The 25,576-nt window shown below is 58.9% G+C and carries 19 protein-coding genes and 2 pseudogenes; 8 read left to right on the top strand and 13 right to left on the bottom strand.

Features of this window, described 5'->3' with window-relative positions; translation table 11 throughout:
* Nucleotides 1-197: 197 nt before the first annotated feature.
* Complete coding sequence (locus T5B8_RS19005) at nucleotides 198-1,580, bottom strand: YjiH family protein (RefSeq protein WP_353180897.1); 1,383 nt, start codon at nucleotides 1,578-1,580, stop codon at nucleotides 198-200.
* A gap of 285 nt (nucleotides 1,581-1,865) precedes the next feature.
* On the opposite strand from T5B8_RS19005, the gene guaA reads away from it, so the two are divergent.
* The 3 genes from guaA to T5B8_RS18990 are packed head-to-tail and all read left to right on the top strand — an operon-like array spanning nucleotide 1,866 to nucleotide 4,294.
* Nucleotides 1,866-3,443, top strand: coding sequence for a glutamine-hydrolyzing GMP synthase (guaA, locus tag T5B8_RS19000; protein WP_353180899.1), 1,578 nt, complete (start codon nucleotides 1,866-1,868; stop codon nucleotides 3,441-3,443).
* A 55-nt stretch (nucleotides 3,444-3,498) separates the two neighbouring features.
* The gene (locus tag T5B8_RS18995) at nucleotides 3,499-3,756 is read left to right on the top strand and encodes a hypothetical protein (protein ID WP_353180896.1); all 258 of its coding nucleotides are present in this window, start codon (nucleotides 3,499-3,501) and stop codon (nucleotides 3,754-3,756) included.
* Nucleotides 3,757-3,772: 16 nt separating this feature from the next.
* Nucleotides 3,773-4,294, top strand: coding sequence for a DNA-binding protein (locus T5B8_RS18990; RefSeq protein ID WP_353180895.1), 522 nt, complete (start codon nucleotides 3,773-3,775; stop codon nucleotides 4,292-4,294).
* A gap of 139 nt (nucleotides 4,295-4,433) precedes the next feature.
* On the opposite strand, the gene T5B8_RS18985 is transcribed toward T5B8_RS18990, so the two are convergent.
* The 4 genes and pseudogenes from T5B8_RS18985 to T5B8_RS18970 all read right to left on the bottom strand — a co-directional run bounded on the left by T5B8_RS18985 (nucleotide 4,434) and on the right by T5B8_RS18970 (nucleotide 10,379).
* On the bottom strand, nucleotides 4,434-6,929 hold the full coding sequence (locus T5B8_RS18985) for an ATP-binding protein (RefSeq protein WP_353180894.1): 2,496 nt from the start codon (nucleotides 6,927-6,929) through the stop codon (nucleotides 4,434-4,436).
* Nucleotides 6,930-6,947: 18 nt separating this feature from the next.
* The gene (locus T5B8_RS18980) at nucleotides 6,948-8,369 is read right to left on the bottom strand and encodes a TRM11 family SAM-dependent methyltransferase (protein WP_353180893.1); all 1,422 of its coding nucleotides are present in this window, start codon (nucleotides 8,367-8,369) and stop codon (nucleotides 6,948-6,950) included.
* Nucleotides 8,332-8,517, bottom strand: a pseudogene (locus tag T5B8_RS18975) (ribonucleotide-diphosphate reductase subunit beta); the annotation flags it as partial. The gene T5B8_RS18980 and the pseudogene T5B8_RS18975, both read right to left, overlap by 38 nt.
* Before the next feature lie 248 nt (nucleotides 8,518-8,765).
* Nucleotides 8,766-10,379, bottom strand: coding sequence for a BCCT family transporter (locus T5B8_RS18970; RefSeq protein WP_353180892.1), 1,614 nt, complete (start codon nucleotides 10,377-10,379; stop codon nucleotides 8,766-8,768).
* 305 nt (nucleotides 10,380-10,684) lie between these two features.
* Between T5B8_RS18970 and T5B8_RS18965 the strand changes: the two genes are divergently transcribed.
* Nucleotides 10,685-11,380 (top strand): ZIP family metal transporter, encoded by a 696-nt coding sequence (locus T5B8_RS18965; protein ID WP_353180891.1) that lies wholly within the window; start codon nucleotides 10,685-10,687, stop codon nucleotides 11,378-11,380.
* Nucleotides 11,381-11,518: 138 nt separating this feature from the next.
* Here T5B8_RS18965 and T5B8_RS18960 read toward each other — a convergent pair whose 3' ends face one another.
* Together T5B8_RS18960 and T5B8_RS18955 are read right to left on the bottom strand one after the other, a co-directional pair.
* Nucleotides 11,519-11,872: a DUF1428 domain-containing protein gene (locus tag T5B8_RS18960; RefSeq protein ID WP_353180890.1), complete on the bottom strand. Its 354-nt coding sequence runs from the start codon at nucleotides 11,870-11,872 to the stop codon at nucleotides 11,519-11,521.
* A 300-nt stretch (nucleotides 11,873-12,172) separates the two neighbouring features.
* Nucleotides 12,173-12,919, bottom strand: coding sequence for a glucose 1-dehydrogenase (locus tag T5B8_RS18955; protein WP_353180889.1), 747 nt, complete (start codon nucleotides 12,917-12,919; stop codon nucleotides 12,173-12,175).
* A 94-nt stretch (nucleotides 12,920-13,013) separates the two neighbouring features.
* On the opposite strand from T5B8_RS18955, the gene T5B8_RS18950 reads away from it, so the two are divergent.
* Entirely contained in the window at nucleotides 13,014-13,352 is a 339-nt protein-coding gene (locus T5B8_RS18950) for an ArsR/SmtB family transcription factor (RefSeq protein ID WP_353180888.1), read from the top strand.
* A 272-nt stretch (nucleotides 13,353-13,624) separates the two neighbouring features.
* Here the strand turns inward: T5B8_RS18950 and T5B8_RS18945 are convergent, their stop codons facing one another.
* Nucleotides 13,625-15,637 (bottom strand): M48 family metalloprotease, encoded by a 2,013-nt coding sequence (locus tag T5B8_RS18945; RefSeq protein ID WP_353180887.1) that lies wholly within the window; start codon nucleotides 15,635-15,637, stop codon nucleotides 13,625-13,627.
* 317 nt (nucleotides 15,638-15,954) lie between these two features.
* On the opposite strand from T5B8_RS18945, the gene T5B8_RS18940 reads away from it, so the two are divergent.
* Nucleotides 15,955-16,320, top strand: a complete 366-nt coding sequence (locus tag T5B8_RS18940) for a cation transporter (RefSeq protein ID WP_353180886.1) — start codon at nucleotides 15,955-15,957, stop codon at nucleotides 16,318-16,320.
* Between the two features lie 129 nt (nucleotides 16,321-16,449).
* Here the strand turns inward: T5B8_RS18940 and T5B8_RS18935 are convergent, their stop codons facing one another.
* Together T5B8_RS18935 and T5B8_RS18930 are read right to left on the bottom strand one after the other, a co-directional pair.
* A complete protein-coding gene (locus T5B8_RS18935) occupies nucleotides 16,450-17,517 on the bottom strand; it encodes a four-carbon acid sugar kinase family protein (protein ID WP_353180885.1) in 1,068 nt (355 codons plus the stop codon).
* The gene (locus T5B8_RS18930; protein WP_353180884.1) at nucleotides 17,514-18,284 is read right to left on the bottom strand and encodes a DeoR/GlpR family DNA-binding transcription regulator; all 771 of its coding nucleotides are present in this window, start codon (nucleotides 18,282-18,284) and stop codon (nucleotides 17,514-17,516) included. Before T5B8_RS18930 ends, T5B8_RS18935 begins: the two co-directional genes overlap by 4 nt.
* A 155-nt stretch (nucleotides 18,285-18,439) precedes the next feature.
* On the opposite strand from T5B8_RS18930, the gene T5B8_RS18925 reads away from it, so the two are divergent.
* Together T5B8_RS18925 and pdxA are read left to right on the top strand one after the other, a co-directional pair.
* A complete protein-coding gene (locus tag T5B8_RS18925) occupies nucleotides 18,440-19,417 on the top strand; it encodes a 2-keto-3-deoxygluconate permease (RefSeq protein ID WP_353180883.1) in 978 nt (325 codons plus the stop codon).
* A 38-nt stretch (nucleotides 19,418-19,455) separates the two neighbouring features.
* Nucleotides 19,456-20,481 carry a 4-hydroxythreonine-4-phosphate dehydrogenase PdxA gene (gene pdxA, locus T5B8_RS18920; RefSeq protein WP_353180882.1) on the top strand — a complete coding sequence of 342 codons (1,026 nt, stop codon included), beginning with the start codon at nucleotides 19,456-19,458 and terminating at the stop codon, nucleotides 20,479-20,481.
* A gap of 619 nt (nucleotides 20,482-21,100) precedes the next feature.
* On the opposite strand, the gene adiC is transcribed toward pdxA, so the two are convergent.
* The 3 genes and pseudogenes from adiC to T5B8_RS18905 all read right to left on the bottom strand — a co-directional run.
* Nucleotides 21,101-22,612, bottom strand: a complete 1,512-nt coding sequence (adiC, locus tag T5B8_RS18915) for an arginine/agmatine antiporter (protein WP_353180881.1) — start codon at nucleotides 22,610-22,612, stop codon at nucleotides 21,101-21,103.
* Nucleotides 22,609-24,885: an Orn/Lys/Arg family decarboxylase gene (locus tag T5B8_RS18910; protein ID WP_502950818.1), complete on the bottom strand. Its 2,277-nt coding sequence runs from the start codon at nucleotides 24,883-24,885 to the stop codon at nucleotides 22,609-22,611. Before T5B8_RS18910 ends, adiC begins: the two co-directional genes overlap by 4 nt.
* A 343-nt stretch (nucleotides 24,886-25,228) precedes the next feature.
* A pseudogene (locus T5B8_RS18905) lies at nucleotides 25,229-25,534 on the bottom strand (integrase core domain-containing protein); the annotation flags it as partial.
* Between the last annotated feature and the right edge of the window lie 42 nt (nucleotides 25,535-25,576).

The raw sequence follows: 25,576 nt of genomic DNA, 5'->3' as shown, positions 1-25,576 counted from the left end.
CGCATTGACGCCGATTAGGAGGAGCGGATCCATCTCATCCACCTACGCGACTGTCGCGCGCTTAAGGTCACATCTTTCGTAGGTCGGATTAGCCGAAGGCGTAATCCGACAAGAACGCAGCCACTGTTCCTGATTTAAGTATGTAGCCGTAGCCCCGGGCTTGGAATCAACGAAGTCCGGTCCAACTCGGCCGGGATCTAGAACACGAACAGATGCGCAATCGCGACGATGATCGGGAATGTCACCACGGTACGAATCAGAAAGATCGCACCGAGTTCGAAGATATTGAGCGGCACCTTCGATTTGAGAATCACCGCGCCCACTTCGGACATATAGATCAGCTGCGTGACTGACAGCGCGGCGATCACGAAGCGGGTGAACTCGCTTTCGATGGAGCTGGCCAGAATCGAGGGCAGGAACATGTCGGCAAAGCCGGCGAGCAGGGCAGGCGCGGCCTTGGCGGCTTCCGGCACCTGCATGGCTTCGAGCACAGGCACGAGCGGGAAGGTCAGCCAGTTGAAGATCGGCGTGTATTCGGCGATGGCGATACCGGTGGTGCCGATGGCCATGATCAGCGGTAGCAGGCCGAACAGGATTTCGGCATAGGTCGTGGCCCCGTCGCGTAGCAGCCGGCCCATGCCGGGCGCCTGATTGGCGCGCTGCATGGCGCTATCCAGCCCCCATCGCAACAACGAGCGTTCGCCCGGTTCGTCGGCCGGTGCCTTGCGGCCGCTTGCCGGCCAGTAGCTGTCGGCCTTGCGCGACAACGGCGGCAGGCGCGGCACGATCACGGCCGCGATCAGCCCGGCTGCGGTCACGGTGAGATAGAACGGGATGAACAAATGGCCAATCTCGGTGAAGTTGGCCACCAGCAACGCGAACGTAATGGACACGATCGAGAAATTCGTCGCGATGACCGCGGATTCGCGTGCCGAGTAATAGCCGTTTTCGTACTGGCGCGAGGTGATGATCACGCCTACCGTGCCGTCGCCCAGCCACGAGGCCGTGGCGTCCACCGCCGACCGCCCGGGTAGGCCGAATACCTTGCGAAAGAAGCGATGCAGCAGGGTGCCCACGAATTCCATGCCGCCGAAATCGGTGAGCAACGGTAACAGGAAGGAAGCAAAGAAAAAGAAGGCCACAAGGGCGGCGATCACATCGAAGAGCACCACCTGGCCGGTATCTTCGCTGATCACGAATTCCGGCCCCATGCCAAACAGCGTCATCAGCGCGAACACCGCGCCCACCACCCGCAGCAGCGCATAACCGGGGCCTACGTTGAACAGCTGATCGAACAGACCGGGCTCGGCCGGCGTACTACGCGTCGCGCTCACCACAACCGTCAAGACCGCGGATACGCTCAATACCACGCCGGCAATCGGGCCCAGCCAGCCTTCCAGCAGCGAGGCCAGCGCGTTCGAGAGTATGGCCAGGCCGATGGTGATTTCGCCGTTATCGACAATCGGGGTCAGAAACGCCAGCACGCCCAGTAGCGAGGGAATCGCAAAGCGCAGTAACGCACGATAGTCGAAGCCGTCGCGCGCGCTCGCGGCGGCGGTGGAGGAATCGTAATCGGCCATGAAATGTCCGTGGCGTGGTCTGAAAGGGCAGTGTGGCGTAGCCGGCCTAGCGGGCCGCGAAGCGTGCCCGGCGGCATCGGGCAGTGGCCGGCGCAGCTGCTTGTTACACAAACGACGTGCCAAACGGCGATTGACTCGCCCGCAGGCCGTTTGTGATCCGGCTGTCATTCTAGCGGCCGGGCGCATTGCAGTGCGAGCGCTGCCGAGCGGGCGCCGATTCGGTATCCTGCGCACCTTGAAACCATGGTCGCACCTTCCGCCCATCAGCCGAGCCCGATACCGCGCATGACCCAGGATATCCACGCCGAGAAGATCCTCATCCTCGACTTCGGCAGTCAGTACACCCAGCTCATCGCCCGCCGTGTGCGCGAGGCCAACGTCTACTGCGAAATCTATGCCTGGGACGTGGCCGATCACCATGTGAGGGACTTCAACCCTCAGGGCGTCATCCTCTCCGGCGGGCCGGAATCCGCCACCGCCGAAGACGGCCCACGTGCGCCGGCTGCGGTGTGGGAACTGGGCGTACCGGTGCTGGGTATCTGCTACGGCATGCAGACCATGGCTGCCCAGCTTGGCGGCGAGGTGGAAACCTCCGAGGTCAAGGAATTCGGCTATGCCCGGGTGCGGGCGCGCGGCCATTCCAAACTGTTCACCGATATTCAGGACCACGTCAACGAAGAAGGCCACGGCCTGCTCGACGTCTGGATGAGCCACGGCGACCGCGTGAAAACGCTGCCCGACGGCTTCAAGGTCATCGCCACCACCGACGGCGCGCCGCTCGCCGGCATGGCCGACGAAGAACGCCGCTACTACGGCATCCAGTTCCATCCGGAAGTCACCCATACCACCCAGGGCAAGCGCATTCTCTCGCGCTTCGTGCACGACATCTGCGGCTGCGGCGAGCTGTGGACCAGCGAACACATCATCGAAGACCTGGTCGAGCGTATCCGCGAACAGGTGGGCGAGCAGCGCGTACTGCTCGGCCTGTCCGGCGGGGTGGACAGCTCCGTGACCGCCGCGCTCATTCACGAAGCCATCGGTACAAACCTCATCTGCGTGTTCGTCGACAACGGGCTGCTGCGCCTCAACGAAGGCGACGAAGTCATGGCCACCTTCGCCGAGCACATGGGCCTGAACGTCATCCGCGCCGATGCGGAAGACGAATTCCTCGGCAAGCTCGAAGGCGTGACCGACCCGGAAGCCAAGCGCAAGATCATCGGCAACACCTTCATCGAAGTCTTCGATGCCCACGCCGCCGAGCTCACCAATATCGACTGGCTAGCCCAGGGCACCATCTACCCGGACGTGATCGAATCCGCCGGCTCCGCCACCGGCAAGGCGCATGTCATCAAGAGCCACCACAACGTGGGCGGCCTGCCGGCAGACATGAAGCTTGGTCTGGTCGAGCCGCTGCGCGAACTGTTCAAGGATGAAGTCCGCGAACTCGGTCTGGCCCTCGGCCTGCCGCGCGACATGCTCATGCGCCACCCGTTCCCCGGCCCGGGCTTGGGCGTGCGCATCCTTGCCGAGGTAAAAAAGGAATACGCCGACAAGCTCCGAAAGGCCGACGCCATCTTCATTCACGAACTGCGCGAATCCGGCTGGTACGACAAGGTCAGCCAGGCCTTCGCCGTCTATCTGCCCGTATCCAGCGTGGGCGTGACCGGCGACGGCCGCCGCTACGAACACGTCATCGCCCTGCGTGGCGTCGAAACCATCGACTTCATGACCGCCCGCTGGGCCCATCTGCCCTACGAACTGCTCGAACACGTCTCCTCGCGAATCGTGAACGAGGTAAGCGGAATTTCGCGGGTGGTCTACGACGTGACCGGCAAGCCGCCGGGGACGATCGAGTGGGAGTAGGGAGGTGGTTGTCAGTTGACAACTGCTGTCCTATGTCAGATATTGGAGCCATTGGATGGCGCGCGATTTCAGGCATCCACATAAGGCAATAGAGCAGGCCGTGGCTCATGCAGAAGCGCACGGCTGGCGCGTTGAGAAAAGCCGCGGACATGCCTGGGGTCGCCTGTTCTGCCCACACAACGATGCCGACTGTCGCTGCGGCGAGTTCTGTATCGCGAGTGTCTGGAGCACGCCGAAAAATCCCGAAGCGCACGCTCGCCAGATTCGTCGCGTTGTCGATAAATGTACGGGCGGGTCGGACGAGTCGAGTTGATTAAGTCGAGGCGGTCATGGGATACATCTTCACGCTTAAATATCGTCTGCACGACCACGACGGTGATGAAGAAGCGCTAATCGATCGGTTGTTCGAAGCCGGGTGTGATGACGCGTTGCCGGGTATCGGACAATCGGGACGGTTGGCGCTTGAATTCACGCGCGAGGCAAACAGCGCGACAGATGCGCTCGAAAGCGCAATTGCCGACGTACGCAAAGCGGTCGATAACGCCGAACTGGTCGAAGTGCTCCCAGACTACGCCGGCCTGACCGATATCGCCGAGCACGTCGGCATGTCGCGCCAGAACCTGCGCAAGATTACGACGAAGAACGGCTCCACGTTTCCGCCCGCCGTTCACGAAGGCAACCCCTCGCTTTGGCATTTGTCGGATGCATTGTCGTGGCTCGCAGAGCATGGTTACGCCGTGGATGCCGCCACGCTCGAAACCAGCGCCGCGGCGCGTGAACTCAACACCGCGGTTCAGGCGCGCCGCTTGTCCGATGACCGCTCGCGTGAGCTGGAGGCCTTGATGGCGTAGGGGCACCTAGCGATAGAGTGTAAGCGGCAATTGATGAAAACCGTGGTCTGTCCCCGATTACGCGAGAAAATTCCACTTCTGACCCGCGTTAATTCTTGGGAGGATTACCCCGTCCCCGGGTCCCCGCGGTCAGACCATATCATTCGCCATTATCTTTGCGAAACAAGCCTAAACTTCTAGACTTCACCCTATCGTTAAGCAAGCCATTCAATCTTCTTCGCAACTCATCGATAGAAGTTAGTATGATTATATTGTTTTGGGATATCTGGAGTGCACCTTTACTCGCTCCCGCCATGTCAATAACCGCATTTTTAACATCTTCAAATTCGACAGTTTCTAATCCTTCGTGATCAATTAATCGAGCGGCTAATGTATCAAATGTTCTACGAGTAGCCTTTAAACGGCCTTGAATCTTCTCCAATTCATATACGATAGCCCGGTACAACTTTGTTTTATCGCCTAATGGCCTGCTCAAAAAATCTCTTATCGCGCTCGAAACGTCGGCCGGAGCAAACTTAGTTGTAACGATTTTTACGATATCATCAGCAGTAATATGCCTAGCTTCAGCGGCCAGAACGAACTGTGCTAATTGATCCACCGTCCAGCACGAAATTCCCTTACTTTTAGCCCGCTTCGCTACTTCGGATTCGTCGCCCAAACTAGCCCCCGGATAACTCGGCGCTATTAGCAGACAACCGTGAGCTTCATACGCTTCACGATGACTATCCAACCCGGCAAAATCGATCGCTGAGAGACTCGGCGTACCTGTAGAAGATTTAGCTTCCAAAGTTATTATTGCGTCAGAAGTAGGATACGCCGATAGTCGCGCCAGACCATCCGGTTCCCCGGCCCCGGCTATATGTTTTGCAACGAAACCAAGTGCGCGAGCGGCTCTTACCAGAGCAACCTCTAAGTCATACTGATCGGCGACCGAATCATTTAATTCCCGGGCAACTGAGACTAACGATCCGGCGTGATCCCTGGCTAAGCCTCGGAAAAGCGCGTCCCTCCGCTCTAGAACCTCACCGACAACGTGAGGGGTGATATCACTTTCGCGCAAATAGACCTCTAGTAGAGCCTCAGACGTTGCAAAATCTTCTAATAACGAACGCGAAGAAGCCTCGTCATAATTCGCTGCTATATACTCATGATCGGTATTTAGATAGAAGGTTTTACCTGTTATATCAAACTGCACTACCCGGTTCGAACTACCAGCCGCTTCATATTGGTATGAATATTCCCGCTGCTTTCCCGAATAGAGGTCATTTAAGGTATCTTCGAGCTGCTCACCCGTACCCGGCTTTATGTAAAACCATTCATCGTCGGCTTCGCTTCCCTCATCCAGACCCTGCGATGCAATCAGGAAATCTGCAACAGGCCGCTCCACGAGGCGAGGCTCTATATAGCTTCGTACGGGCTCTCGCTTTGTCTTCTCTTTATCAAACTTCTCTTTATCGTGAGATTCTTTTCTCGTTCGCGCTTCCGCGAATATCTGCTGCAATAGAACCAAGACGGATTTTTTTGCAGCAGAGTCCTCGATTTCTTCTCTGGACGACAACAAATATGGATCGAGATCATCTATACAGATTTCCGCATTCATTCGATTAAAAGTTGCGTGGGACAGAGGCTCGAGACCGAACAATGGGTCGTGCTCGTTAATCAAGCGGCCATTGACCTTTAAAAAGAAGCCGTGACTACGTTCCAAATCTTCGCTTTTGCCCCGAAGCGAACGCTCAAACACCCTTACATTACCGTCTATACCAGTTGGAAACAGATCCGATACCAGCTTATCGTTCTCTATCCTCCAACTATCTGACGTGCTTGCATTTAGGTTTTCCAAGCGTCGCTCAGAAATTTCGGCCGGAGTAAACTCGGCTATTTTTGACCCTTTGAGCTTTGAACTTTCCAGCCACTCTTTATTAAATTGAATTTTAAAGTCTGACACTAGCGGCATCGCAGTGCTAAGCACCCAGCGAACTCGACCGCTTTTCAATGCTTGAGCATCGTCTTTCAGATCCTCCAGAAAAGCCATAGTCCAAGTTTCAGTACTAAGCAGTTGATCGACAGACACTTCTATCGCGGAAAGAAGCTCTTGTTGCGCAAGCAGGCGAAGAAATTCCCCAGCGTCGCTAATAGCGTAAATAGGCAGCTCAACATCTACAGCCTCATCACTGGTGATAGCTGCAAACGACCGAAAGTCCACAGTCGCGCCTCTAATCCTTCCATCTCGCCCCTTAGTTAGGTATGTAAGCTTGTGAGCAACCGCGTAGCTCGCTAGCTTCCCTATTCCGAACTTCCCTATCTGAGTTCTACTAAGTCTTTTTTCCCTAGCGTCGTCTCTTTTTCCACTTCTACCTATCGCCCAAAGATCGACCAATTGATCTTGGTCCATTCCAATACCATTATCGAAGACAATTACGCTGTTATTACTTTTGATCTTTGAAAGGCCGGGTATATGAACTCGGCACTCTGTTGCGTCGGCGTCATAAGAATTCACCACCAACTCTTCGATCGCCTTTATCGGGGATCGATATAGCTGGGACGAAAGCAAAGTTACTAGGCTGTGAGACAAGGTCACAGCTGCAGAAGATACGGAAGCAGAGTTATCTTCTAATAATTGAGCTACGGTCTTCAAGGTGTATCGCCTTATTTACTATTTCTTAATGAGCTCAAGCACATATTCGGTTTTTATATCGGCGCCATTACGTCTAGCATACGACATGTAGCGGTTCTTAAGGCTGTAGCAAAAAGTCTTTCCTAATCGCAAATACGGCTCGGCACTTTCTTGAATTAAAGCAACAGTGGACAAAAGCTTACCTTGCCAGACACTATCCCCCACGACAAAGACGGCGCGACCTTGATGTGCTAAGAGATGATCAATGTTCTCGATCGCCAATTGAATTCCTAGAGCGTAATGCTTAAACGCCCTAGCTCTCTCATCGGATACCTGTAGAATTTCGCTGTATTTATTTTTCGCATACTGGCCACGTAGCTCATTCCTGTCGAAAAGCGCATTTGATTTCGCAACTTTTCCTTGACCAAGATAAAGAGGTTTTAGGGCTAGCCGCTCTTCGTGAGTAGTCGTTAGGTCTAGCCAGTACATTTCGAGCGTGTGACGACGATAATAATCGACTGCACTATGGTAGGGGGGGGAAGTTATTACTGCATCAAACGGGCCAGGGGGAAGCTCAGTTAGTTTGGTTACATCTGCAGCCGAAAACACCGGCTGACTACTATGTGTAGTTGCTTTCGAGTAATCTTTGGCGCGAGTTATATTTTTCTCTAAATTCTTAAGAAAAATTGAAAACACATCCGGTGCAAAACCGCGTGATATTTTCTCACGCATTATTTTTGTAACTTCGAGACCAGATACAGGAGTCGGGTCTGCATTTGATGAAGACCGAACAACTGATGCGAAAGTCAGCCAGAGTATCTTCTTAAATGAAACACAACAGCCATACGCTTCGATGAATTTTCGAATTTTTGCCAAATCTAGAGCGGCGTAAGGCTGATACCAATGAGTCAACCGCGGGATGTGTGGTATGAAGAGGCCGTTTTCGTTCGCATGCTGCCGCAAACTGTGGTCGTTTAGAGGGGCGCCATGCCCAATACGCCCTGCCCACGAGGGGATACTACTTAGCGATTTATAGATCTGTACAAAGTGCCGATTAGCAATTTTTTCGCTTATCCGGACTGTTTTCGCACTTGCTACAAATACTGCTAGCGGATCGATATCAGTACCGAACGACCTCCTCCCAAGCGCTGCCGCTTCGATATTGAGAGTCCCACTACCACAAAATGGATCCAGAACAAGCTCACCTGGTTCGGTGAAGTCTCTAATGAGCTGGGCGGCTACTGGGGGATGAAACTTGGCGGGGTAGCGAAAGGAATAGTGGGACAAGTGCGGAAACTTGTCTCCAGAGTAGTAGTATGGAGCTGCTTCAGCAGCAATGGAAGCAAACAAACCTCTATCCTTTAAAGCAAAAAAAGAGCGGACCAAGGCCCGCTCGATGATATTACTAAAGAGTACCTCTAAATCAATCCCAGCTAAGCGCCCCACCCGACTGATACTCAATCACTCGAGTCTCAAAGAAGTTCTTCTCCTTCTTGAGATCCATCATCTCGCTCATCCAGGGGAACGGGTTTTCCGCACCCGGGTACAGCTCGGCCAGGCCGATCTGCGAGCGGCGGCGGTTGGCGATGAACTTCATGTATTCGGGATATGGTGACGGGATCTCGTGACAGTATACGCATCTCCCGGACGTAGTCAGTACGGGGATCGGGTGACAGTATGCTGATTTCCATGGTGCAGACTGGGCGCCAAGGTCAGCGCTTGGGCATTCGGTGGCAGTGATATAAGCGTTAGATCTCTGGTCTTATGACTTCGGAGCACAACTTCGTTAGACAAAAAGAACGGGGCAGACGCGCTATGCAGCTGCCCCGTTTTTCATTCCACCTTGGCGTGCAGGCCTCAGCCGGTGGCCGTTTCCGCATCCTTGAGCTTGAGCAGCTTGTACTCGTGGTTGAGGCCTTTGAGTACGGAATAGCACATCAGCAACAGGATGAGCGTGAAGGGCAGGCCGGTGGTGACGGCTGCGGACTGGAGGGCTTCGAGGGCGTCGGAGCCGCCAACCATGAGCAGTGCGGCGGCGATGAAGCCTTCGGCGGCGCACCAGAATACGCGCTGGGAGGTGGGTGCTTCGGTCTTGCCGCCGGCGGTAATGGTGTCGATGACCAGCGAGCCGGAGTCGGACGAGGTCACAAAAAACACCAGCACCAGTGCGATTGCCAGGAACGATGTCACGGCGGTGAGCGGCAGGTTCTCGAGCATGCGGAACAGGGTGAGCGATGAATCCTGAATACCGCTCGCCAGCGAGCCGACGCCGTTCAGGGCCTGGTCCACGCCGACGCCACCGAATGCGCTCATCCAGATGCCGGTGACCACGGTAGGCACGATGAGAACTGCGGTGAGGAATTCCCGCACGGTACGGCCACGCGAGACGCGGGCGATGAACATGCCCACGAACGGCGACCAGGAAATCCACCAGGCCCAGTAGAAGATGGTCCAGGAGTGGTAGAAGGTTTCGTCGTTGCGGCCGAACGGGTTACTCAGCGGCAGCAGATACTCGCCATAGCCGGTATAAGTGGTCAGCAGGTTGCCCGCGAATGCGACGATCGACCCCGCCACGATGACGAACAGCAACAACAGACCCGCCAGGCCCATGTTGATATTGCTGAGCAGTTTGACGCCGCCGTCGATACCGCGGATGACCGACACCAGCGCGACTGCGGTCACGCCGGCGACAATGCCGATCTGAAGCGGCAGGTTGGACGGAATATCGAACAGGAACTCGATGCCGCCTGCCGCCTGTTGGGCGCCGAAGCCAAGCGAGGTGGCCAGCCCGAAGATGGTGGCCACAACGGCCAACGTATCGATGACGTCGCCCAAAGTGCCCCAGACGCGCTCGCCGAACAGCGGGTAGAAGGTCGAGCGGATCGACAGCGGCATACCCTTATTATAGGCAAAGAATGCGAGCGATAGCGCGACCACGCCGTAGATCGCCCACGGATGCAGCGCCCAGTGGTACATTACCGCGCCCATGGCCGCTGTCTTGGAGGCCTCGTCGCCCCCCGGCGTGTTGAGCGGCGTGCCGGACCATTCCGTAAAGTAGCCGACCGGTTCGGCCACGCTCCAGAACATGAGCCCGATGCCCATGCCGGCCGCGAAGAGCATTGCAAACCAGGATAGACGCGAGAACGAGGGCACGGCATCTTCGCCACCCAGGCGGATGCGGCCGTGGGGAAGAAAGATCAGTGCGAGGCTGAATAGAACGAATACGTTGCCGGCGCTGAGAAACAGCCAGTCGAAGCTGTTGATGACCCAGTTTTTCGCACCGGACAGGCCGCTCTTGGCGATGTCGGGAAAGAGCATGGAGCCGATCACGAAGAGCACGATCAGCACGGCGCTCCAGATAAAGACCGGGTTGTGCAGTTCCAACCCCCAAGGGTGGATATTGTCTTCCCCTATCTCGTAGTCGAAATCGTAGCGCTCTTCGAGTTCGTCGACGCGTTCGCTCGTATCCATTGACACCCCCGTAAAATAAATGGCCGCGCCGACACCGATCCACACGCCTGCGGCCTGGGATCCAGATGCGGTTTTTCGCGGGTTAACCCAACGAGCCTATGGGCCGGGGCGGCGCAGTGTCAAAACAGGCGCGGGTGGCCAGGCTGCGTTTGGGCGCTGATTGCGGCGCGAATCGGCTAAGCCGACGTCCATCCCGACGCGTGGTCGGCGTCGATAACCGCGCCCGGGGCGGGTGTCGCCCAAGCGTTTCAATAGCCCCCGCCGGTATCTATACTTCGCCCTGATTTTGATGGCTGGCTACGTCCATGCTGATCGCTCTGTTCGTCGTTGCCATGGCCACATCCCTTGTCGCGGGAACGGCCTGGGCCATGTATGGGCGGCTGCCGGATCGTGTCGATGGTTTTATCGTTGCGTTATCGGGCGGCGCCTTGTTGATTGCCGTCGTGCTGGAATTGATCCAGCCGGTTATTCGCAATCAACCGCCGTGGCTTCCGATGGCAGCGATCCTGGCCGGCGGCGTGTTCTATACGGCACTCAACGAAGCGCTTTCGCACCTGCGGTCCACCGATCAGGCTGCGACGACGTCGGCTTCGCTGTTGCTTAGCGGCATACCGGAGAATCTGGCGGTGGGCATCACGTTGATCGACCAGCCCGGATTGAGTATCACAGCCCTGGCCGGGTCGATATTTTTGGCGAACGTGCCCGAGGCCGCGGGCGCTACGAAGGTTTTGTGCCAGCGCGGCTACACGCGGCGAGCGATCTGGCTGCTGTGGTCGACGATCATCGTTCTGCTTGGGGCCGCGGCCGTCGTCGGGTTTCTGGCGTTCTCGAGTACCGATCCGTTCGTGCTTGGCTATCTGCGCTGTTTTACCGCGGGCGCGATCGTGGCATCGCTCGCGCTCGATGTCTTCCCGCGAGCGTTCCAGACCAACCATCGGCTGGCGGGCATCGCGACCGTGTTGGGCCTGCTGCTGGCCCTTGCGCTTAACCAGATCGGCTGAGCGGGTCGGGGCCGGGCAGTATCCGGATCCAGATCGGGTGCCTAATCGGGTGGCAGTGTCGTCATCTTCCTACTGGGCTAGTAATTTCCGGTTTATCGGCTCAGATCCATTTCATACGGCGGCCGAGCACGCTTGTTCTCAGGTGCCCGCTCTAAAAATCGTCTCGAAACCGCCGTAAATCATGCGTTTGCCGTCGAAGGGCATATCCAGCTGGTGCCAGCGCTCATCGTGTTCGACACTGGCCATGCAGGCATCGGCGGTGGCCTTGTCCGGCCAACGGACCCAGCTGAAGACCACGGTTTCGCCATCCGCCAATGCGACCGCGCGGCGCATATCGGTCTGCTTGCCGGCGGGTACGTGGTCGCCCCAGTTCTCGACCATCTCGAGTGCGCCGTATTCGGCAAACAGCGGCCAGGCTGCTTTCGCGCTGGCGGTATAGTCTGCTTTCCGGCGGTTCTCCACCGGACTCACAAAGCCGCTTACATAGGTCATGTCGGGTTGCCTCGCTTTGATGCACCGATATCCCGTCACCGTATGGAATGTCGCCGATCTTGGGCGCCAACCGGCTCGTCTGATCATTACCTGCAGCCCAGGTTTTAGCAACGACAAGGACCGCGAAGTATTCGCTCAGGGCTTGTATTGAACATGCCGCTGCGAAGCGGTCGGCAGAATCAGCAAAAAGGTTTGCGACATTCGCTCGTCTGAACGTGAGCGCTACGCTCGACGACCAAAGACGGCTCGATCGATTTGATCGAGCCGTGTGGCTGCACTGACGTTGATAGTCGGCTCAAGTTAGCGCATGCCGCCGCCGGCGAAGAACTGTTCGCCGGTCAACCAGCCGGCGTCATCTGAAGCGAGGAAGGTGACGATCGGGGCGATGTCATTCGGTTGGCCGATACGACCAAGCGGTGTTTTCGTGCTCATGTCGGCGGCCATGTCGGAGCCGATGATGCCGGCCGTGTGCGTGCCTTCGGTCTCCACCATGCCGGGGCTGACGGTATTGACGCGGATTCCGCGCGCGCCGAGTTCCTGCGAAATCACACCGGTGATCGCATCGACCGCTGCCTTGGTGCCCGTATAGACCGCGCTGGCAGGGGGCAAAAGACGCGTGGCCAGCGAGCCGATGTTGATGATGCTGGCGCCTTCGCTCATATGCTTGGCTGCAGCCTGCGTCACAAGGAGCAGGCCGAGCACATTGGTGTTGAACTGGCGGTGGTAGTGGTCTTCGGTTATGTCTTCCAGCGCGCTGAACTCATAGACGCCGGAATTGTTCACCAGAATGTCGAGCCGGCCGAAATGTTCGACCGCTGCATCGACCAGGGCCTGGGCGTCGTTCGCCTTGGATACGTCGCCGCGTACCGCTACGGCCTTGCCGCCGGCTTGGGTGATATCGGCCACGACGGCGTCGGCGCCCGCCTGGCTGGATGCGTAATTGACGATAACGGCGGCGCCTTCGCCGGCCAGGTGACGGGCGATGGCGGCGCCGATGCCTTTCGATGCCCCTGTAACCAGGGCGACTTTGCCTGAAAGCTTGCTCATGACGGTATTCCTGTAGAGGGCTAAGTTCATATATTCGGTAGTTCAGAAAATACGAACATATGAACTAAAATACAAGGGCTGGTAAAATCTTTTCATGCGCCCGTTGACCCATCCGTCGATCGAAAACGTTCGAGTGGAAGCCATCCTGCACGCACTATCGGACCCGGTTCGGGCCGCGATTTATGCGGAGATGCAAAGCGATGGCTGCCCGCAGAGCTGTTCCAGCTTTGCATCGGTGCGTGCCCGGGAAATTCCCAAGTCCACGTTGTCACAGCATTTTCGCGTACTACGCGAAGCCGGACTGATTCATAGCGAGCGCCAGGGCGTGGAGATGCGAAATACCTCGCGGTATGCCGAGGTCGAGCAGCGTTTTCCGGGCCTGATCTGCGGCATCCTGAACGCCTACCGCCAGCAAGCGGACGAAAACGCGTAGCGGGCCCGCCGGTTTGGGCCGCGAAGTCGCCTCATCCGGTGACAGTATTGAGACGCCTCCGACGCTGGCAGACCGCGCTTAGGCCGTTCGGCCGCCGAGCTGGGCCCGTAGCCACCGTCGTCTGTCCGCCAGTATGTCGCTGTGCCCGCCATGCCTTGGGAGCGGCATGCACTGTCGGTTTGTGGTCACACCGACACGTCCGTGTCGCGTAGCCAATCCAGAGCAGCCGCGCCGGCCGGAAACGGCATTGGCGCGATTGCGGCAGGCGCATCTCATTCGCGCTCGGGCGGCGGATTATCGCTGGCGAGGGTATCGAGTACGGCGCTGGCAGCCCGGCCCTGAACGGCCGCGCTGAAACGTTCGACGAAGCGTTCGTGGCTGAGGCGTTCGGTGCCGGTACGCAGGGGCCCGAACTTGAGCACTACGTGCTGCGAGGGCGCATGGCATTGCGCGGCGCCGAGCGTGATGCGCCGACAACGCGGCAGCGGTGCCTGTTCTTGCAGCTGCAGATAAACGCTGAGCTGACCGTTGCGGCGGTCGAAGCGGATATTGTCCAGGGCGTCGATCGGAATCGGGTCGCGCAGGTGACGGCTGATGATGGCGCTGTCCGTGACTTGAACCACGACGGGCGGCGTGCCGAGCAACCGCCACGCGGCCAGGCCCAGGCTGAGCAGGCCGACGCATGGTGCGATGATCGCGGGCAGCAGCAAGTCGTCGGTCGCATAGCCGGACACGAACAGAAAAAGCCCGCCCAGCAGACAAGCGACGCCGACGACCACGCACGCCCCGATCACGGCGCGCATATCCGCGTAGTAGGTGTTGTCGACGGGCGTGGCCTGTTTGTCTCGTACCAGTTCGTGCAGCCAGCGCGCGTAATCGTCGGTGAGCAGATGGGCGAGATCGCGATCGACCTGTTCGACGATAGGGGCGCTGGGGCCGATATAGCGCGACAGTGCGCTTTGCCCGGGCGCGATGATGCGTTCGGCACGCGCGTACACGTGGCGGTCATCGGCAATGCCGAGCGCGGCCAGCCGTTCGTTCAGACCGGGGTGGCGTGCATGGGGATCGGGCGCGGTCACGTCTGCCAGCGTCATGCCCGGCATGGCGTTCGTACTCAACCAGGCATCCGACGCAGTGAACGGCCGTTGCGGGGTCGTGATCTGCCCATTCTGGAAGGCTGCGATGGCCTGCTGCGCCACATGCTGACTGGCGGCCGCACGCAGGATAGTCGCGGCAGCAATCGGGGCCGAGCTTGCATCGGCCGCGGCCCGGTCGGCGCGGTATTCTGCCGCGCGCCGATCGCGGGCCACGGCGCAATCCAGAGCGGCGATCACGCTTTCGGCAAGACGCGCGACCGGCTGCGTGAGCAGGCCATTCAGCTGGGCACGTGCCGTGCTGTTCTCGAGCGCAGCGTAGCCACGGGCGATCGCACGTTGTTCGGTGCCGAGCGCGAGGGCCTGTTCGATATCGGCGTTGGCGACATGCGATAGCTCGTGGGCAATCAGGGCCGTGCATTCGGCTTCGTCGAGATGCGCGAGCGTGAGCAGGGGCAGATGCAGGGTGCAGCCGTGCACGTCCAGGCCGGCCGGCTGGAGGCGTACCGGCGCGGCCGTGATGAAGGCGCCTTCCACGAAGCCGAGCACGATCTGGTCGGGCAGCTGGGTGTCTTGTACCTGCGCGATATGGCGTACGGCCTGCCACAAAGCGGGCGCTGCGGATTCGGTTAGCAGCTGGCCGGCCACCTGTATGACGCTGTCCTCATCCAGTGTCCGGCGCAATGCGCGGATGCCGGCCACGAACTGGAACAGGTCGAAGCCGGCGAACAACGCGAGACCGACGCAGGCCATCACGGCGGCGTGGTGGAGCATGGGGAAATCGCCATGCAATGGGTCGGATACGCCAAGCGCGATGGCGAGCCAGATCGCGCCGCTGGCCACGGTGGCCGCCAGCGCGCCCGTCGTAATAACCAGTACCGTGTGCAGCCGTGCACGTAACCAGCGCGAGGCCGGGATCAAATAGACCGGGGATCGCAGGGCTCGGCGGGCCTGACGATGGCCGGCCCCCAGAAAGTACAGGCCGAGTACCAGCCAAAGGGCGGACGCGACCGCCATCGCAAGTGCGGCAATCCACTGGATGCGATACAGGCCGCTGACCGCCGCTGTGTCAGACAGGCCATGAGCGGGGGTGCCGTGGAACCCGGCAATCAGGGCGAGCACGAGACACACCGCCGGCGCCAGAAATCCGGCGATCGCGATCCGTGCAGCGGCTGAGAAGGATGAGGTCATGGCAATGAAAGGCCGGCGGGAGCGGCGGCGAATATAGACGATCCCGCAAGCGCCGGTGGTAACAGTGGCCGACCACCGGCAAACCTGGACCTGTCTTTTATCGGACTCCGACCATAACCGTGGGCGTCGTAAATCCGTTGCGCTGACGTTGCCGTCGGTGCGTCGCCGCCGCGTCGACACGGTCGTGCGATGCCGACAGAACCCGATGCGAATTTCTGACGCGTGTGTGCTGAATTCCCGGTGATCTCGACGAATATAGGTGTAGTATACATATTGAACGGTCACTGTTACGGGTCGAGGCTCGTCAAGGAAGCGCAATGAACAAGGAACACCGCCTGGGCGTATCGGCGGTCAATTTAGTGAAGCGTCATATCAAGCTGGCGTCGGTGAATCAGACGAATCTGGCGCAAGCCGTGGCGGATATCGACCAGCTCTACGGCATGGATAGCGTGGCGCTTAACCAGGAAAAACAGTGCCTGGACCTGGCCTACGACGCGTCGCGGCTGTGTATCGACTGCGTGGAAAAGGTTCTGGCGCGTCACGAAATCGCGATAAAGCAGAACTGGTGGGCTCGTCTCAAGGAAGACCATTACCGGTTCGTCGATCAGAATGTAAAAGATAACGCTCGGCACGAGCCGTGGAACTGTCATCCCGCCGCGGCGAAACCTCGATTGCGAAAATGAGTCGGGATCAAGCCCGTTGCGCGATATCAACGCTTACAGCGAGCGGCCTGTCTTGGTGCGCAAGCCGGCGTGATGCGATGCGCTAGCGGCGTAATCGTCGCCCTGGCGGATACCGTGTGTAGTGCAGCCTTAGACGTCGCCTGAATCGCTTCGATTGAGCAGGCGGACCAGAAGATCGTCGGCGCCGAAGCCGCCAGACTTGGTGAGAATCGGTACGCCGCGAAAACGCCCATCCTTGATATAGGAAAGCGGCACGCCCGGTGCGACTTCGCCGACACAGTCGAGCAGTTGCGCGCCAGCGGCCTCAAGTACCACGGCCAGCGTATCGCCGCCCACGACCAATAGACCGCGACTTGTCGGTGGCTCGAGTTCGGCGACGGCCGCGGCCACCCGGGCGCGGGTGATGTCGGCGCTTTGGGCCTCGGGCACCGGATCGATCAGGTGGGTCGTGGCGAACAGGCCGGCCGTGCTTGCCAACTCCACCTGATGACGGGTGACCGGATGGGTGGTGCCAACGATTACGCTGGCAATCGGCGGCACCGGCCGCGGTGCGGCCGGCCCGGCGATGGCTTCGGCCAGGCCGCGGCTCCCGGCCCACACTACATCCAGCCGATGCGCGAGCGCGTCGACGTGGGCGCTCAGATGCCGCGCCTCGGTGGCGTCGCCGATCAGCATGCCCGAACGGGGCTCGACCGATGCGTCGCCTTCACCGCGCAGCATCGGGTCGACGCCCGCACGTTTGAACGCCGAGGCGATGTCGTGGATAGCGGCCGGCTGCCACAGGCCATCGATCTGGGTTTCCTGATGGCCGTTGACCGTGCGCCGGCCCATTTCGGGGAAGGCCGGGGCGAACAGACAAGTGGTTGCGCCCCACAACTGCATGCGGGCGAGCGTTTCTGCGACCGGCCGGCCGCGCAGTACGCTGTCGACCTTGGCGAAGTGCAGCGGTGCACGGTCGGGCGGTACGCCGGGCGCGGAGATAGCGGCGAATGCGCGTTCAAGTGCTGCATCGCCGTCGTCATTGTCGAGATCGCGGCTGGCGCTGCTCACGGTCAGCCCGGCCAGTTCTGCCAGCCCGTCGACCGACGGGTTGCCCAGGAGCAGCCGCATCGGCTGTTCGGGCGTGGCGAACGGGGCCGCCGCGTCGAGCGCGCCGGTGAGGTCGTCGGCGATGATCTGAATGAAGCGCGAATTCAAGACAATACGTCCAGTTGAATAGCACGACCCTCGAGCGCGGCCGCGAGGTCGGCGTCCAGGCCGTCGTCGGTGAGGATGAGGCTGAAATCCTCCAGGCCGGCGAACAGGCACAGCGAGCGCCCGGGAAACTTGCCGCTGTCGACGACGAGTACGCTGCGGTCGGCGGCCTCCAGAATCACGCGCTTGATCGCGCCGTGTTCGGTCGACGTCTCGGAAGCGCCCTCGGCCGACACGGCGTGCGCGCCGACAAACGCCAGGTCGACGTTCAGTCGTGCCAAGGCCTTGAGACACACGCTCCCGAGCAGCGTGGCCGAACGGGGCCGCAGCTGACCGCCGGGTACATGAACCTCCACGACAGACGACCGGGCCAGTACCGCGGCGATGGCGACATCGTTGGTGATGGCGGTGAAGGCAATGCCGCGTTCGAGGGCGGCGCGCGCCACTTCCATGGTGGTGCTGCCGCTGTCGAAGATCACGCGGTGGCCGGGCTCGATCATCGCGGCCGCATTGCGCCCGATGCGTTCCTTGGCCGCGCGTGCGATCTCGCTGGAGATTTCGGGCATCGGCTCGATGGTGGTGCCTTCCTTGTCGCGCAGGGCCGCGCCGCCATGGGTGCGATACAGATGCCCCTGTTCGCACAGCAGATCCACATCGCGGCGCACGGTCGACACCGATACGTCCACGAGGTCGGCCAGATCCGGCAAGGAGCCGAATCGCTCCTTTCTAAGATGCTCGATGATTTTGGCCTGTCGCTTTGCCGGTAGCACACGCACCTCCTCTTATTCGTTTCGCTGCCTGCCGCAGCGGTAACGCGCAATGGGGCGACCGCAAGCGGCGCCAGAAAATTGCACGATATTGCAAAAATTACCATACTCTTGCAGATTGCAGGCTTCGCCTATTGTGCCGCTGTCCCGGAGGAGACATGAAAATAAAGGCAACGCTCGAGCGTATCCCGGGCGGGATGATGGTCGTGCCGCTACTCGTGGGCGCGTTGATCAACACCTTCGCGCCCGACCTTCTGCGCATCGGCAACTTCACCCAGGCGCTGTTCGTGGACAGCGCCGGCGCGCTGATCGCGTTGTTCCTGCTGTGCGCGGGGGCTCAGATCAACCTGCGCAATATCGGCCCTGCGGTCGGCAAGGGCAGTACGCTGCTCGCCGTGAAGTGGGTGGTCGGCGCGCTCGTTGGCCTCATCGCTTACATGTTCGCCGGTAGCGACGGTCTGATTCTGGGCATGGTGCCGTTGGCGATCATCGCAGCGATGACCAACTCCAACGGCGGGCTGTATGTGGCGGTCGTCGGCCAGTATGGAACTGCCGAAGACCGCGCCGCCTATAGCGTGCTCGCGCTCAACGATGGTCCGTTTCTGACCATGGTGGCGTTGAGCATTTTTGGCGCCATGGGTTTCGTCGAAGGGCTGTTTTCGATCGTGTCGTTCATATCGGTGCTGCTGCCGGTCATCGTCGGCATGGTGCTGGGCAATCTCGACGATGACATGCGCGACTTTCTTGCCCGCGGCAGCCCGATTCTCATTCCCTTCTTCGCGTTCGCGCTGGGTATGGGCATCGACTTCGGGGCGATCATCGAAGGCGGTTTGGCGGGCATCCTCATCGGGGTGATGACGACCCTGTTGACCGGCACCGCGGGCTATCTCGTGTTCCGTGCGCTCAAGTGGAACCCGATCGTCGGCGCGGCCGAAGGGTCGACCGCCGGTAACGCGGTTGCGACCCCGATGGCGATCGCGGCCGCCAATCCGGCGTTCGATGCCGTGGCCCAACTGGCAACGGTTCAGGTGGCTGCTTCGACGGTCACCACCGCGATCCTGCTGCCGTTGTATATCTCGTTTCTCGTCTCACGCGGCGGCTTTACGCCCACGACGGACGAACTGGCGGCCGACTGAGACCGAAAACCTTTCAAACCAATGCAGAGACAATACTCATGACAGCGCCGCTCATTGCAATCACGCTGGGGGATGTCTGCGGCATCGGCCCGGAAATTACGGCACGCGTGCTCGCCGACGACTCGACCTATGCCCTGTGTCGCCCGATCGTGGTCGGCGATGCCGGCGCGCTGGCGCGTGCTCGCGACATCGTCGGCGCCGATTTCGAAATCCACCGTTGCGCGCCAGAGCAGCCGCGACCCCGCGACCCTGCCCCGGGTCATGTTGTCTGCGTCGACCCCGGTCTGGATATTGGCGCGTTGGCTTTCGGCGAGGTCAACGAGCGTGCCGGCCACGGCGCCTTCGAATTCTTGCGTATTGCCATCGAGATGGCCCAGCAGCACACGATCGCGGCGATCGTCACCGCGCCGTTGAACAAGGCCGCGCTGCATGCGGGCGGGCACCTGTTTCCCGGTCATACCGAAATTCTGGCCGAGCTGACGAACACCGATGCCTACGCGATGATGCTCGCCACGCCGCAGATGAAGGTGATTCATCTGACCACCCATGTCGGCATCATCGAGGCGATTCGGCGAATCAATCCGCAGCGCACGTATCAGGTCATCCGTCTGGCCCACGACACGTTGACCGCGGCCGGCGAGGCCAACCCACGCATTGCCGTGTGCGGCATCAATCCGCATGCCGGCGAAAACGGCCTGTTTGGCGAAGGCGAGGAAGAGGAAAAACTCGTGCCGGGCATCGAGCGCGCCCAGGCCGAGGGCGTGGATGTCATCGGCCCGCTACCAGCCGATACGCTTTTCTTTCGCGCGGTGCGCGGCGACTTCGACGTGGTCGTGGCCTGTTATCACGATCAGGGCCATGGGCCCGTGAAGGTGCTGTCGCTGGACGAAGGCATCAATATCACCGTGGGTCTCAAGGGCGGCATCATCCGCACGTCGGTCGATCACGGCACGGCGTTCGATATTGCCGGCCAGGGCATCGCGCGCCACGAGAGCCTGTCTGCCGCGATTCGCTATGCGGTCCAGCTTGCGCCCGAGGGGCGTGGACTGGGTACCGCGGCCTGACCTCGTCGACGGCCAAGCAGCGCTGCTTGATTGAAAATCGCATCAGCAGTTTGAATACAGGCCCCGCCGTCGTTTATCACTATCTGTCGACTGATTATTACCGGTCGCGGTTCGGGATATCGGCGCGCGGCCTGGGCCGCGTCTCCAAGTGCATCCGATCGCGGGCCGGTGATGTGCGATTAGGCGCGTGATGTGTGATTTCTGGCCCGAAAGACGATGTTGGCTCTGATGGTAGCCGCCCTCGCTGGTCAACGAGAATCGCGCCACGGACTCTCTGGTTCGAGACCGCATATCGTGCTGCAAGCCGAGTGCTGCACTTGCGCGCATCTGTCCCATTCGAATCTCGGCGGGGCACGGGTGCCCCGCCAACTCAGAGTATTGGTCCGGCGTATGAGCAAGGTCTTTGTAGCCGCTCATGTAAGCGCGGCGCGATACATGCGTACGATGCGCCTTGAGCACGACGCAGCCGTACTTCGCGATGCCCGCCAGTGATGCGTAGGACCTCTCGAGGCGCGTAACAAAGACGTTTTTGCGGTCAATGAATGAGCCATCGAGATAAATAGGTTGTCACAGGAATTAGACGGCTAATTCAAATAGTTACTTTGATAATGACGCGTGTCTATTGCTCTTTTGGGACAATCTTCTGAACAGGCGCCGGCGCATCTGATGGAGCCACGGAGCGCGAATGCAAATCGAGCTGCGCTTGACGACCGACCGAGAGATAGAACGTTACGACCAGAGCGGTAATCGTCACTGCAAGCGCTAAATAACGCACCCATACCGGTGATATACCGCCAACGTGCAGGTGCTTTTCCTCAATATCGCGTTTGCGGGTAACGGCAGCTGAGTAAAACACGATCGTGGCAATTACAAAGATTAGCGACCAGCGGGTCTGTTCGCCGTCCGAGCCTACTAGCGCGATCAGGCAGTAGATCGCCCCAAGTAAGCCCGCCGAAACGAAGAATGTGTACTGACCGTGCGGCATTTTTCGGTAACCCAGCACCTTGACTGAGACCATCGAATATATATAGGGGAGAAGCGTCATAATGACGGCGATAGAGGCAATCTTGCCGAATTGCTGACTTGCAGTCGGCGACATGGTGGCTAACACCTGTACGCTCATGATAACCGCGACGATCACCAGGCCGAGCGAAGGAACGTCCCGCTTATTTACACGTGCGAAGATTGCCGGGAACAGGCCATCATCCGCGGCGGCCTTGGCTGATTGGCCAGTTAGCAGGGTCCAGCCTGCTAACGAGCCGAGACAACCCACTGCGGCAGCGAGCGCCACGGCGCTGCCGGCGAAGTCGCCTAGTGCGACCCGTGCCGCGTCAGCGAACGGCGCCGCCGAGCTTATCAGTTCTCTGTTCGGGATCATCCCCATGATCACCGAAGAGCTTAGAATATAGGCAATGGAAGCTAATACTACGCCGCCGACCGTTGCGATTGGAACGTTACGCGATGGGTTCTCCAATACCCCTGCCGAAACGGAAGCACTTTCCACGCCTATGAAGGCCCAGAGGGTGAATGTGAATGTAGCCATAACAGCGCTAATACTGCTTTGACCGGATACGTTCCAAGCAGAGCTAAACGTTTCCGGATTAAACCAGAACCAGCCGAAGATCGCCATGCCGAAGATGGGCACCAACGCAAAGATAGTGGTGAAGCTCTGCATCCGGCCCACGACGTGGGGCCCGAGGATGTTAGCGTAGGTAAAAAACCAGATCACCGCGATGCAGGCAAAGGCTAGCACTATCGGTTCCTGTAGCACCGGAAAGAAGTGCGACAGGTAGCCTAGGCCGGCGACCGCCAACGCGACGTTACCAACTACATTCGCTAACCAATAGATCATGTTGGTCTGGTAGCCCATGTAATCGCCGAACGCTTTGCGCGTATATGCATAGGGACCGCCCGCTGCCGGATCGATCGAGGCAAGTTTGGCGAAAACCAGCGCCAACGCCACGGCCCCAACGGTCGTGAACAGCCAGCCAAGCAGCGCGATACTACCGATCGCCGACAGATTGGCCGGTAACATGAAAATGCCGGAGCCCATCATATTGCCGGCAACCATCAACGTTGCCGGGACGACACCCATTTTCTTAGTTTCAGTCTTAGTAATGTCGTTGCTCATTTGTCATCTCCTTCCGCGCGCCGTAGAACGAGCACGCTGTACGCGCCCTCTTCGACCTCGACCCCATGGGTGTCGTGCTCGAAACCTGGAAACCGCAGATCGAACGCCTGTAATGCACGCAGATATCCAATCAATGCGCCGTCATCTGAGCCCGCATTCTCGCCAGGCATCATCAATGGGATGCCCGGCGGGTAGGGCACCACGCCGGTGGCGAGCGTACGACCAGCCAAGGCGTCTAGTGTGACCCGCTCTACGTTACCCCGTACTAGTTCCTCATAGGCATCGACAGGGCTAAGGTCTGGCGTCGGCAGAATCGCGAACGCTTCGGCCATCATTTTTGTGGTTTCGAGCTTGACTACGGCCGAGAACATAAGATCGGCAAGGTCCCGCAGTCCCATGTCTTCGTAACGCACCGGATAATTATTGACCAGATTGGGCAGCGCGCGCGCCAATGGCGTGTTGGCATCGTAGTCCTTGCGGAAATCGAGCAGCGCGTTGAGTAGCGTGCCCCATTTGCCCTTGGTTACGCCAAGCGAAAAAAGAAACAGCATCATGAAGTCTGTCGTCTTCTCGACAATGATGCCCCGCGTCGCCAGATACGCAGTAACGATACTGGCTGGAATACCGACCGACTGAAGGCTGCCGTCCGGCGTCAGTCCCGGGGTGAGCACCGATACCTTAATCGGGTCGAGCATGCAGTAATCACGCTCGATTTCGCCGAATCCGTGCCATGCTGCGTTCGGTTCAAGTAGCCAGCAGCGTGGCTCGGTGGCCAAATATTCAGGATCGGCCTCGTAAAATGGCATGCTTCGTCCGCGCGCATCAGCGATCTCGGGTGGCTGCCAGACATTAAAGAACCAGCCGTCGTCGTCGGATATCTCGGACTGTTGTCGTGCCAGCGCTTGTCGAAAGGCTATTGCTTCGCGGATAGAGTCGCCGGTCAAACGGTCGCCGGCGCTGTCCATCATCGCTGCCGAGACATCGTTTGATGCAATAATGGCGTAATTTGGCGACGTCGAAGCGTGCATCATAAACGCTTCGTTGAAGCGCGCATGATCGATTGGATTGCGCCCGTCGCGCACATGGATCATAGACGCCTGTGATAATGCGGCCAACAACTTATGTGTGGAATGAGTTGCGAACACCGTAGGTTTCATTACATTACGCTGGCCCGGTTCACCGTGCATTCCGAAGCGACGACGATAAATCGGATTGAAGCGCGCGTACGCATACCAAGCCTCGTCAAAATGCAGTCGGTCAACACTTTCGCCCACCAGCTCCTCGACCCTAGCCACGTTGTAGCAAAGCCCGTCGTAGGTTGAATTGGTGATTACAGCATGTACCGGCTCCCGGTCAGCTCCGACAACGAGCGGGTTGTCGCGTACCAACGCTCGTATAGCGGCAGAGGTCAGACGTTCGGGGGGAATAGGGCCGATGATGCCGTAGGCGTTGCGGGTAGGCATCAAATAGCATGGAATCGCGCCGGACAAAGTCATCGCGTGTTCGACCGACTTATGACAGTTGCGATCACATAATGCGACTTGATCACGCGTGACGCTGGCCATAACAATAACGCGGTTGGAAGTCGAAGAGCCGTTGGTCACGTAATAGCTGCGATCGGCACCGAATACGCTGGCGGTATATTTCTCGCCCGCGCCGATTGGGCCGCTGTGGTCTAGTAGCGAGCCCAGCTCCCCGACGGAAATCGATAAATCGGATCGGAACAAACTTTCGCCGAAGAAGTCGAAAAACGCCCGGCCAACCGGCGAAGTCAAAAACGCCGTACCGCCTGTGTGACCAGGCGTGTGCCATGAATATTCATAGGTATGCGCAAACTTGACCAGTGCTTTAAACATCGGCGGCAGTACGTTAGCCCGATAGGCTTGGAGTGCCGCCAATACTCGCCCACCAATGAAATCGGTCGTGTCCTCAAAAAGCCACACAAAATCATCAGCCTTGGTCAGCGCGTCGACCGGAATCGACGAAGCCATACTGCGCTCGGCGAGCAGAAATATAGGCATATCTGCATTAAAGTCCCGAGCTGCGCTGAGTACGGCATAAGCCGCCTCGTGGGCGTCAGTATCGTCGAGTTCCCAGTCCAATATAAGACATTGAACTGTCGGGTCAGTCGTTACGATCGCCGTGGCATCGTCTTCGGAGATCGATCGTAATACATCGATTTCGCGACGCTCAAGCTCGGTCACAAGATTCATAACCGACCGTTCGGCCATTGTGTTTACAGCATATTGCTTGCGTACTAAAAGAACGCGCATACCTAATTTTAGACTTGATTGATACAACACAATCTTCTCCTTGCTAACGTAACGAAAGAAACTGATTCTAAATGTATAATGGATGAAGCTTCGTGGTTTTTAGATTGAAGCGCAACGAGCTCGTTCTCTTGGTTTTTTTTAGGCGGTAATCGAAAAAACTTCGGCGGGCGTGCGAAGCACCAGTATGGTAGCGGCGCGTGCTCATCTCCCGAAGGGTAGCGCCAGATGGGGCGGGACTTAGTGACCTAGGTCAACGTCCTTAAGTACTGGCCGTTGGTGTCGTGAGAATGCCGCGCTGCCAGAGTCTGCACGGACCGTCCTAACTAGCCCGAGGCACTGCGCGCTAGATGTGTAAACCCACCAGGTTGTTCACGTCCCAGCCGAGTCGGCTAATGGGAGTTTTGTAATCGAGGCTGGCATGCGGGCGGTGCCAGTTATAGTGATGCAGCCAGTGCGGCAGGTGTGCCGCACGTTGGTCAGAATGCGCATAGGATCGCGCATAGGCCCATTCGTGTAGCGCGGTCTGTATCAGGCGCTCGGCCTTGCCGTTGGTCCGGGGCCGGTAGGCCCGCGTGCGGCGATGACGGATGCCCAGCCGCTGGCACGCCTTTGCGAAGACGTGCGATCGATAACAGGCTCCGTTTGAACTGGACCCCATAATTCGGACAGAGCACTAAGTGATGATCTGCTC

The organism is Salinisphaera sp. T5B8 (genome assembly GCF_040361255.1).
Classification (GTDB): Bacteria; Pseudomonadota; Gammaproteobacteria; order Nevskiales; family Salinisphaeraceae; genus Salinisphaera.
The sequence above is the reverse complement of the archived record's forward strand: the minus strand, read 5'-3'. Positions and strand labels throughout refer to the sequence as shown.